Below are 11,293 nucleotides of genomic sequence, written 5' to 3'. Positions count from 1 at the left end.
ATTGCTCTCTATGTTGAGAGGCAATGATTGAATTAAGAATAAGAAGAGTTGAAACGAGGTAAATCACCGTGTTTAAGGCGAACAAAGATCAGCGCAGCGGAGATAGCATCTTGTAATGCATCATGTTTATTGACTGGGATAGGCAAATCCAGCTGGCGGCAGATGGCGTCCATACTGAGATCGAAGTAAGCATTGGGCAGCTGTCTTTCGAGTTTGTCTTGGTAGAGTTGGCTTACTTCGACTAATCGATTAGGCAGTGGAAATCCAAGCTGTTTTAAACAGGCGCGGTCGAGAATTTTTTTATCATAGCGTATGTGATAACCGACTAAAGGACGATTTCCAATGAAGTTCAGTAGCTCGATTAAAGCCTGTTTTTCTTCGATGCCGTGTTTTAGATCTTGATGACGAATGCGGTGGATTTTTATTGAATTGCAATCGAGCGATTGCGGAGCGCGCAATCGGACTTCAAAAGGTTGGCTAGTAATGATTCTATTACCGATGATCTTGGTCGCGGCAATGGTGACCAATTCGGCTTGATTGGGGTCGAGGCTGGTGGTTTCACAATCGAGCGATACGTATTCATGATCAATAGGCGCAGTAAACAGAGGCTGATAGAGAGAGCCTTTGAGCTTGTGATGCCAGTAATAGCGAACCAACCTATTCATCGTTCAATCGCCTAATCTCGTATCTGATAGTGGTAGCCGAGCCATTGCTTGAATTTCTTCACCACGTGTAGGCTATGACGAAGTAAGTCTCGGTCTGCTCGCTCCATCAGTTTGACGTTAATCTTGTTGCTGCTGTGTTGCTGAGAAAGTCTTTGGGCTAAGCGCCACTTAAAGAATTGTTTGAGTGCTTCATTGAGGTTGTCGGCGGTGCTTTGCTCAAGCACTTTCTTGCTGACCAGTTGCTCAATGCGTTCGAAGGTGTTGTTTACGGTGACACCATGCTCAAGACAAAGTGCTCTCACACCATGCACGATAGGGAAAATACCACCTTGTTTGATATCGAGCCCTGACTTGGATTGCTTCACATTACCAAACAGGGTGAGGGGAACCGAAAAGTTAAGAGCAGGGCGGCAGAATTCAGTCAGAATCAATTCCTGTCCTAGCATCAAATCACTCAGGTGCTGCTTGACCGGTTTTAAAAGTTCTCTGTTTCCTGCCACCGCGTGCGCATCCGCCATGATGGCGATATCCATCACGGTGTCTGGCGTTGCTTTTCTTACCCAACTGGTCAGGGTTTGTTTCCACTCTTGCTCTGAATGCACCCATTTCGGATTGTTTACCATCACGTTGCCCGGGCATAACGGATAACCCAATTGTTGAAGGGTATGAGTGAGGTCGTTCATGGCACTTTGGCATTGATGCCATTCCAAACCATCTTGAATAATCAGCGCATTATCTTGGTCGGTTTTAAGGATTTGTTCTCCGCGACCTTCAGACCCCAATACGATCAGGCAGCAATGATTGTGCAGTGCCGGTGGGATCATCAACTCAAAAGCCTTCTCTATGATCTGTTCGTTGACTGCAGAAATCAGCTCCATGATAAAGCGTGTGCGAATCCCATTACTGAGCAAGCTATCGACCAGTTGACGCTGTTTGTTAGAGGCCATTGCCAATTCTTCAACGCTGGTGGCACGAGCAATACGCAAAGTGAGAACGTGAGAATGAGTAGAGAATGCACTGAGGATCTGTGTCATATCCACCATGCCGACCGCATTTTGACCATCACAAACCATCAACCTTTTTACTCGATTTCTAGTCATGGTGATCATGGCGTTAAACAAGAAGTCGCCTTGATTTACGTGCATCACCGGAAACGTCGCGATCTTGCCGACGGGCGCATCCAGTGGGAAATTATCGAGCATCACAGCATGCAATAAATTGGTTCGAGTGACGATTCCATACGGTAAGGAACATGATGATCCAAAAGCTTTTGGATCATCATGTTCTAAATGAACTAGAGCCGAGTCCAACCCTCGTTCTTTAAGGGTTTGAGTGACTTGGTTGATAGGTTGGTTCGGTTCAAGTATCAGTGGTGGGTGGTAGATAGACTCATCCACTTTGGTCAATATAAATTCGGCAAGGTTCTGTTGCTGCTGGGCGGCTTCAATTAGAGCTTTTCGTGTCGAGAGGTTACTATCAAAGTAGGCAGCGAATTGGCCATTGGCGTGGTAAAGGTCAAGAAAAATATCGGTGGGCAGCAAGTAACTTAATGTATCTTCGAGTGCGATATATTGGTGTTTTGTGTGAGGTTCAAACTGGCTGCGGACATCAAAAATGTCGTCATTGGCATAGTGTGCGTAAATCTCGCCATCACTGCTCGCGCGCTCTTCAACTGCCCCTTTGATCAAAATGTGCAGGTGTCGACTCGGCCTATCAGCTTCCAGTATCACTTCTTGAGAGCGGTAATATACCACGTCTAATGAAGAGCGAAGCTTCAACTGTTCAGAGTCGGACAGGCTATCGAAGGGTGGGTGCTGCATATTAAATTTGTCAGGCATAAGCATCACAAGAAAGAAATGGGAGTCTTTAATCAGTCTGGCAAAATACCAGTGAAGCTCCAGACGACTTTAGTCTAAATGCGAGTATGGGTATTAATGAGCGTGAAATCTCTTGTTGAAATGCGATATCCAGACCCATTGAATATGGGAATACTATCCCAGTAATAATTCCCTTTTTCATCGTATGCGAGATAGGCATAATTGGTGCTGCCTTTTTCTGCACACTTTATAGGTCATTTATGTTTAGCCCTTCACCCTACGGCTGGATCTCTCAGTATTTTCTTGGTTTCTTTTTTGCGTATGGCGTGTATTTGCCATTTTGGGCGTTATGGTTTGAAGACCAAGGCGTGTCTGCTGGTGATATTGGCGTATTGATCGGTATCGGCTTTGCGACGCGTTGTGTGGCAAACCTTGTGATTACGCCGCGTATCCATAAAGTTGAACACTTGATGCCAACGCTACGCTGTTTGAGTTTCGCTGCGTTGCTGTTTGTTGGCTTCCATTTCTTCACCGGTGGCAGTTTTATACTGATGTTGTTGGCAACGGTATTGTTTAACCTCTGTTGTGGGCCGATCATTCCTCTTTCTGATGCCATGGCGAACCATTACAGTCGTTTGAAAATGCTCGACTACGGCCGAACTCGTCTTTGGGGTTCAATTGCCTTTATCGCGGGTTCAACGGTTGTTGGCTATTTGGTGGCACAATTTGGCACCGACATGATTTTGTATACTGCACTTGCGGGCGTGTTGTTGTCATTGATTTTGGCGATGAGAAATCCCAACGTGATGCCAGTAACGCAATCTGAGCAGCAAGCGGCGCGACCAAAACTAGGTGAACTGCTGCGTGAGTCGTCAGTGGTAAAATTTTTAGCCTTGATGGCGCTGCTGCAAGGTAGTCATGCGGCTTACTACAGTTTTAGTGCGATTTATTGGAAAGAAGCGGGGCACTCTGAAGCGATTATTGGTTACCTATGGAGTTTAGGTGTGGGTGCCGAGGTCGCAGTGTTTGCTCTGAGCAAGCGATTATTCTCAGGCTGGTCACTTCGTACTTTGTTTGTCGTCGCGGCTATTGGGGTGATGGCTCGTTGGGGGATTACCGCATCAACGACAGCGATTTTCGCACTGGTTATGGTGCAGTTGTTGCACGGTGTGACCTTTGCGATGGCACACATCGCCGCGATTCAATACATCCAATCTGAAGAACAAAACAAGATGGTTGCGCTACAAGCTCTGTATAACGCGATTCCATTGGGTGCCTTTATTGCACTGATGACCACCTTAAGTGGTTGGGGTTATGAGCTTTGGGGGGCTAATATCTTCTGGGGTATGGCTGCGATGGGCGGATTGGCCTTGTTCATTAAACTGGATGAAAGAAGTTCAGTGGTTGAGATCAATCAATCGGATTCGGAACAGTCAGAGTCTCACAGCAAATGCTGATAATTAGAGTCTAAAGCACAGAATTTAAGCGATGCGATTGAGTTAATCACTCATCCTTAGTTAAATGAAACCTCTCCCTTATGGAGAGGTTTTTTTATGGATGAAAAAAGGGTTTTAAATGCAAGGATGGATAGTAATTCCAGTCTCTTTAGCCTACTTGGGCGTGTTATTTTTGATCGCTTGGTATGGAGACAGGCAGGTTCGTTGGTTATCGCGTTGGCGCCCGTGGATCTATAGCCTTTCGATTGCAGTGTATTGTACCTCTTGGACCTTCTATGGAACGGTCGGGCAGGCGAGCAATAACCCTTGGTCTTTTTTACCCATTTATCTCGCTCCGATTCTGGTCTTTACACTAGGCTGGCGGATCTTGGCGCGGCTGATCCTGATTGCGAAGCGGGAGCACATCACCTCGATTGCCGACTTTATCGCGGCTCGTTACGGAAAATCTCAGGGCTTAGCGGTGGCCGTTACCGTGATTGCTGTGGTCGGTATTCTTCCTTATATCGCACTGCAATTACGTGGTATCACCATGGGGCTGGATATTGTTGCGCCCAACCTAGCGGCTGACTTCGGTTATCAGGATTATCACGTCTCTTGGTTTGTAGTTGGTGCACTGGCTATCTTCACCATGCTGTTTGGTACGAGACATATCGACAACACGGAGCACCACCGTGGCATGATGATGGCGGTAGCATTTGAGTCCATCGTTAAGCTAGCGGCATTCTTGATTGTTGGCTTGTTCATCATGTATCTGGCGATGAGCAGCGACAAAATCGACCTGCTTGATGTGGCGGCTTCCACCTACGAATCACCCAATATTCCGACCTTAATAATTCATACCGTTTTAACCATGCTGGCGATTGTCTGTCTGCCGCGCCAGTTCCATACCATGGTGGTAGAGAACGAACGTCCTCAAGATTTGCATACCGCTCGCTGGTTGTTTCCGCTTTACCTGATTTTGATGGGACTGTTCGTGCTGCCAATTGCTTGGGCAGGACAAGGGCTACTTACTGGCATGCCAGCGGATACCTACGTGATCAGTGTGCCAATGGCAGAAGGCGCTAATCACATTGCGTTGCTGGCTTTCCTTGGTGGTACTTCGGCGGCGAGTGGCATGGTGATTGTTTCGACCATCGCTTTGGCGATCATGGTGTCGAACGATTTAGTGATGCCATTGTTACTACGCCGTATGCGTCTAACCCAAAGAACCCATCGGCACTTTTCTGGCCTGTTATTAGTGATTCGCCGCGGACTAATTTTACTGCTGTTACTGGGTGCTTGGCTGTTTTATCAGGCGCTCGATACCATTCATTCACTGTCAGCGATTGGCTTTCTTTCCTTTGCTGCGATTGCTCAATTCGCTCCAGCACTTATCGGTGGTTTGTACTGGCGCCCGGGTAACCGCAAGGGCGTTTATGTCGGCTTAATGGTGGGCTCGTTGATTTGGCTGATTACCTTGATGAGCCAAACCAGTATGTTGGCAGGCGATAGTGAAAGTAATCTTTTATTGTGGATTATCACGCCGCCAGAACTGCTCAGTAGTTGGGATGTCAGCAGTTCAAACTGGGGTATTGTGATGAGTATCTTGCTCAATACCCTGTGTTATGTAGTGGTCTCGATGACGACACGACCAAGCCTAAGTGAGCGCTTACAATCAGCGGCATTTGTTGGCACTCCACTGCCTGAAAATGAAAACATCAGTCTTTATCAAAACCGAGTTACGGTGGCTGAATTAGAGATGCTCGCCTCGCGTTTTGTAGGTCGCAAGCGAGCGAAAAGCGCATTGCATAGCTATTGGCAGCAACATGGTCAGCCACTGCTTCCCAATCAACAAGCGCCCGCGAGTTTGATTCGACACGCAGAGCGCGTACTCGCAGGGGTATTCGGTGCTTCTTCCGCTAAGTTAGTACTCACTTCGGCTTTGCAGGGTAGAAACATGCAGCTTGAGGAAGTGGCGACCATCGTTGATGAAGCCTCTGAACTGTACGACTTCAGCCGTGGTTTACTGCAAGGTGCGATTGAACACATAGGACAAGGCATTGCAGTAATAGACAAACAAATGAGGCTGGTGGCGTGGAATCAACGCTACTTAGAGCTGTTTGAATTCCCTGTTGGCTTGATTCAAGTCGGCCGACCTATTTCAGATGTGATTCGTCACAATGCCGAGCAAGGTTTGTGTGGCCCGGGTGACCCAGAAGATCACGTTCGACGTCGTGTTTATCACCTGGAACAAGGCACGCGACACACCTCATCTCGTATTCGTCCTGATGGCCGAGTGATTGAGGTGCAAGGTAACCCAATGCCGAGTGGTGGATTTGTTATGAGCTTTACCGACATCACGGTATTCAGACAAGCAGAGCAAGCGCTAAAAGATGCCAACGAAAGTTTGGAATCGAGAGTGCATGAGCGAACTCAAGAGCTCGAAAAATTGAACCATCGCTTGGTCAAGGCGACCCAAATTTCTGACCAAGAGTCCCAATCTAAGAGTCGTTTTCTTGCTGCCGTGAGTCACGATTTGATGCAGCCACTCAATGCTGCACGCTTGTTTGCTTCATCACTTTCCGAAGTAGCAAAAGAGCAAGAGGTGAAGCAGCTTTCGTCTCATATCGAGAGTGCACTTGGCGCCGCAGAAGATTTGATTGGCGACTTGCTGGATATTTCTCGATTGGAGTCCGGAAAGTTAGAAACCAACATTCACGCGATTGCCGTGCATGATGTTCTGACCAACTTGAACGCGGAATTTAGCGCCTTAGCGAGACAGCAGAAAATTGAGTTTAAGATGATTCCATCGTCATTGTTCATTCACTCAGACCCAAAGCTGTTAAGGCGTGTGATTCAGAATTTTTTGACCAATGCGTTCCGCTATAACCCTGAAGGGAAAGTGGTACTGGGTGCGAGAAGAGTGAATGGACAGGTGCGAATCGATGTGTGGGATAACGGAACCGGTATCGATGAAGATAAGCAACAAGAGATCTTCGAAGAGTTTACTCGTGGCAGCCAAGTACGAGCCGATCAAGGATTGGGGTTAGGGCTGGCTATCTCGAAAGGTATTGCTCATGTGCTTGGTCATCAAATATCGATGCGTTCATGGCCGGGGCAAGGCAGTGTTTTCTCTATCACCTTAGCAAGAGCCGAACAGGTGGCTCCAATTGTGCAAGCTTCAGCGCCAATGGCAACCAGCGACATCGAGCACCTGAAAATCTTGTGTGTCGATAATGAGCGCGAGATTTTGGTCGGGATGGAAAACCTGATTGGTCGTTGGGGCTGTGAGGTTAAGACAGCGGTTGATCTGGTTGAAAGCTTGAAGTGTCTCGATGACGATTGGCAGCCGGATGTGATCTTCTCGGATTACCGTCTCGATAATGGCCGAACGGGACTTGAGGTGTTGCAACAATGTCGCTTGCGCCTTGGAGATTCCTTTGAAGGGGTCATTATTAGTGCAGATAGAACTGATGATATGTTGGCAGCGATAAAGGCCAACAGCTTTAGCTTTATTGCCAAGCCAGTGAAGCCGTTAAAACTCAGAGCGGTATTGAATCGAGTGAGCTAGCTTGAATTAACAGGTTCGGATTAGCACGTTCGGGCTTGCTAACGGATATTGAAAAGGCCTCGTATGAGGCCTTTTTTGTCTCTGCTATTTCAGCGAGTTTTAGCAAATGCCTGTCAGTTTTCTAACTAACCTGCAATGCCACCTTGTGTCAGTGTGGTTGGATCAAGCAGCTTGCTGAGCTCTTCTCGACTAAGATCGGTTTCTCTTTCTGCTACATCAAGAATCGGTAAGCCTTCTTTATAAGCTTTCTTGGCAATATCCGCCGCTTTTAGGTAACCAATCACAGGGTTAAGTGCGGTCACCAGAATTGGATTCTTTGAAAGCGCTAAATCGAGATTGTCTTGGCGCACCGTGAAGGTGGCAATCGCTTTATCAGCCAGTGCGACTGAGCTGTTGGCTAACAGTTCTATGCTTTCTAATACGTTATGAGCAATCACAGGCAGCATCACATTCAGTTGGAAGTTGCCAGACTGCCCAGCCACCGTAATGGTGGTGTCATTACCAATAACTTGCGCTGCCGCCATTGCAGCTGCTTCTGGAATTACAGGGTTTACCTTGCCAGGCATGATAGACGAGCCCGGTTGGAGAGCCTGCAATTCAATTTCCCCTAAGCCAGCCAACGGCCCAGAGTTCATCCAGCGAAGATCGTTTGAGATCTTCATGATCGCAACTGCTGCAGTTTTGAGCTGACCAGAGAGCGCAACGATCGCGTCTTGACTGCTGAGGTTAAAAAAGAAGTTTTCACTGGAGCTAAAACTGATCTTTGTCGATTGAGACAGGTTACTCGAAAACTTATCGGCAAAGCGTGGGTCTGCATTGATCCCTGTTCCAACCGCCGTACCACCTTGTGCTAAAGCCTTGATAGCAGGCAGGGTGTTCTCTATTGCTTGCTTAGCGTGTTCAATCTGAAACTTCCAACCACCTAGTTCTTGAGCAAAGGTCATTGGCATCGCATCCATTAGGTGAGTGCGGCCTGTCTTCACTACCTCAGCAAGCTCCTGTTGCTTGATAGTGAGAGCTTCAGCAAGGTGAGTTAGTGCTGGCAACAACTTGTTTTCTGCCATCAAAGCAACGCTCACTTGAATTGCGGTTGGCACCACATCGTTACTGCTTTGGCCCATGTTGACGTGATCATTGGGGTTTACGTCGCCTTGCAAGCTTCTTGAAGCGAGTGTTGCAATCACTTCATTAGCATTCATGTTGGAGCTAGTACCAGAGCCAGTTTGGTAAACATCGATCGGAAATTGATCGAGATGTTTGCCCTCAATGATCTCTTGGCTTGCTTCGGCGATCGCGTTGGCAATATCACCTTCCAACAAACCCAACTGAGCGTTGGTGTCTGCGGCGGCCTGTTTAATGAATGCCAGTGCTTGGATGAAACTGGTTGGCATCTTGTGTGAACTAAAAGCAAAGTTATCTGCAGCACGTTGAGTTTGTGCTTGGTATAGCGCATCAGCAGGGACTTTCACTTCCCCCATGCTGTCTTTCTCAATTCGATATTGTAGGGCCATCTTCTATCCTTGTTAGCCAAGTGGGGCTTGGACTTGTTGTAGTGTTTGGCTGAGATTCAAAAAACGCGCTTGGCCTTGAGGTTGTTGGCAGTAGTGGCGTTTCAGATAAAATAGTGGTGAGTGAATAGAGTCTAGGCAGATATGACGAAAGGCGAAGCTGCGTTCAGGGGACTCAATCGCTTCAATCAAATGAAAGAAAACTTGGCGTAGATACAGCTCGCACAACAAGATGTTTTCTTGAGCGGCATGCTTTTCATAGTAAGCCGAAAGCGTGAGTGCACACTCGATATACTCTCGAATTACAAACGGCTCATGGCCTTGAACTTGCTCTAATGAAGCAAAGCGATCCTGTGCTTTGTAAAACCTCGAATAGAGACCCTGCTGCTCTTTCATCATCATCTGCATCTCTTTATTGGATGTTAATGATAATTATTATCAAATGAAATTTTAAAAACAACCCTTTGTTTGTCTTTTTATAAAATGAGCAGAAAAAGAAAAAGCCGATACATGAAGTATCGGCTTTCTGAGATTCAGTACCTAATCCCTACAATGTAAGTACTGCTTCATTTTTTTTAAACATCTCTGCTTAGTGGTCGTGAGCTTCACCAGCACCTTTCGGGTAACGGATGTTCTCAACCATATCTTGTACATCTTGTGGTACTTCAGCAGTTACTTTGTTTACAGCAATCGATACTACGAAGTTTAGACACATACCTAGCGTACCGATGCCTTCTGGGCTGATACCAAACCACCAGTTTTCCGGTGTGCTTGCTGCTGGGTTAATGAACTTGAAGTAGATGATGTAGCTTGCTGTGAAGGCAATACCTGACAACATACCTGCAATTGCGCCTTCCTTGTTCATCTTCTTATAGAAGATACCTAGGATAATCGCCGGGAAGAAGGATGCAGCGGCTAGGCCGAAGGCAAACGCTACTACCTGAGCTACGAAGCCTGGTGGGTTAATACCCAAGTAACCTGCGCCAACAATCGCGACCATAGCGGCCAAACGAGCGGCTAATAGCTCCTGCTTGTCGGTCATGTTTGGTCTGAAGCCTTTCTTCAATAAGTCATGTGAAATCGACGTCGAGATTACCAGTAGTAGACCTGCGGCAGTTGATAGTGCGGCTGCTAGGCCACCGGCTGCCAGTAGTGCTACAACCCAGTTTGGTAGTTTCGCTAGCTCTGGAGAAGCCAGTACGATGATGTCACGGTTAATCTTCATCTCGTTGCGCTCATCGCCCGAGTAGAACATTTTGCCATCGCCGTTCTTATCTTCCCAACCTACTAGGCCAGTGCTTTCCCAGTTTTTGTACCAGCTTGGTGCGTCTGCTGCTGCGACACCTTGCATGTCTGGGCCGTTGATTGTTTCGATCATGTTTACACGAGCGAATGCTGCAACGCCTGGTGCTGTTGTGTATAGCAATGAGATGAACAGTAGAGCCCAACCCGCTGAGATACGAGCATCACGTACTTTTGGTACCGTGAAGAAACGAATGATTACGTGTGGAAGACCCGCAGTACCGACCATTAGAGCCGCACAGATGAAGAATACATCTACCATGCTCTTGTTACCTTCGGTATAGGCGGTAAATCCGAGTTCTTCGGTGAGTCCATCCAGTTTATCAAGTAGGTATACATCCGTGCCTGATAGCGTAGAGCCCATACCAACTTGTGGAAGTGGGTTACCTGTCATCATGATTGATGTAAAGATTGCTGGAACAAGAAAGGCGAAAATGAGGACACAGAATTGAGCTACCTGCGTATAAGTGATGCCTTTCATGCCACCAAGTACTGCGTAGAAGAACACAATACCCATACCAATGATGATACCTAGGTTAATGTCGACTTCTAGGAAACGAGAGAATACAACGCCCACACCACGCATCTGGCCTGCAACGTACGTAAACGATACGAAGATTGCACAGAATACCGCTACCATACGGGCTGTTTTCGAGTAGTAGCGCTCACCGATGAAATCCGGAACCGTAAACTGACCGAACTTACGTAGGTAAGGTGCTAAACATAGCGCAAGTAGTACATAACCACCTGTCCAACCCATTAAGTAAACCGCACCGTCGTAACCAACGAATGAGATGATACCTGCCATTGAGATGAATGATGCTGCCGACATCCAGTCAGCGGCAGTCGCCATGCCGTTTGCTACTGGGTGCACACCACCGCCGGCAACGTAGAACTCACTCGTAGACCCTGCACGAGCCCAGATTGCGATGCCGATATATACCGCGAAAGTAATACCGACGAGAATAAACGTCCAAGTTTGAATATCCATGTT

At 47.2% G+C, this 11,293-nt stretch carries 7 protein-coding genes; 2 read left to right on the top strand and 5 right to left on the bottom strand.

Annotation, left to right across the window (positions count from 1 at the left end; translation table 11 throughout):
• Positions 1 to 32: 32 nt before the first annotated feature.
• Positions 33 to 665: a 3'-5' exonuclease gene (locus ITG09_15320; GenBank protein ID UPR52018.1), complete on the bottom strand. Its 633-nt coding sequence runs from the start codon at positions 663 to 665 to the stop codon at positions 33 to 35.
• A gap of 11 nt (positions 666 to 676) precedes the next feature.
• Entirely contained in the window at positions 677 to 2,509 is a 1,833-nt protein-coding gene (locus ITG09_15315; GenBank protein UPR53657.1) for a cyclic nucleotide-binding/CBS domain-containing protein, read from the bottom strand.
• Between the two features lie 233 nt (positions 2,510 to 2,742).
• On the opposite strand from ITG09_15315, the gene ITG09_15310 reads away from it, so the two are divergent.
• On the top strand, positions 2,743 to 3,939 hold the full coding sequence (locus tag ITG09_15310; GenBank protein UPR52017.1) for a 3-phenylpropionate MFS transporter: 1,197 nt from the start codon (positions 2,743 to 2,745) through the stop codon (positions 3,937 to 3,939).
• Positions 3,940 to 4,057: 118 nt separating this feature from the next.
• Complete coding sequence (locus tag ITG09_15305) at positions 4,058 to 7,489, top strand: hybrid sensor histidine kinase/response regulator (GenBank protein ID UPR52016.1); 3,432 nt, start codon at positions 4,058 to 4,060, stop codon at positions 7,487 to 7,489.
• A gap of 125 nt (positions 7,490 to 7,614) precedes the next feature.
• Here ITG09_15305 and ITG09_15300 read toward each other — a convergent pair whose 3' ends face one another.
• From ITG09_15300 to ITG09_15290, 3 genes are all read right to left on the bottom strand, one after another.
• On the bottom strand, positions 7,615 to 9,000 hold the full coding sequence (locus tag ITG09_15300) for a class II fumarate hydratase (protein UPR52015.1): 1,386 nt from the start codon (positions 8,998 to 9,000) through the stop codon (positions 7,615 to 7,617).
• Between the two features lie 12 nt (positions 9,001 to 9,012).
• Positions 9,013 to 9,399: a hypothetical protein gene (locus ITG09_15295; protein UPR52014.1), complete on the bottom strand. Its 387-nt coding sequence runs from the start codon at positions 9,397 to 9,399 to the stop codon at positions 9,013 to 9,015.
• A 187-nt stretch (positions 9,400 to 9,586) separates the two neighbouring features.
• Positions 9,587 to 11,290 carry a cation acetate symporter gene (locus ITG09_15290; protein UPR52013.1) on the bottom strand — a complete coding sequence of 568 codons (1,704 nt, stop codon included), beginning with the start codon at positions 11,288 to 11,290 and terminating at the stop codon, positions 9,587 to 9,589.
• Positions 11,291 to 11,293: the final 3 nt, after the last annotated feature.

Origin of the sequence: Vibrio cyclitrophicus, from assembly GCA_023206055.1 — a bacterium.
GTDB lineage: Bacteria > Pseudomonadota > Gammaproteobacteria > Enterobacterales > Vibrionaceae > Vibrio > Vibrio cyclitrophicus_A.
Note: the sequence above shows the minus strand (reverse complement) of the source record. Positions and strands in the feature narration are given on the sequence as shown.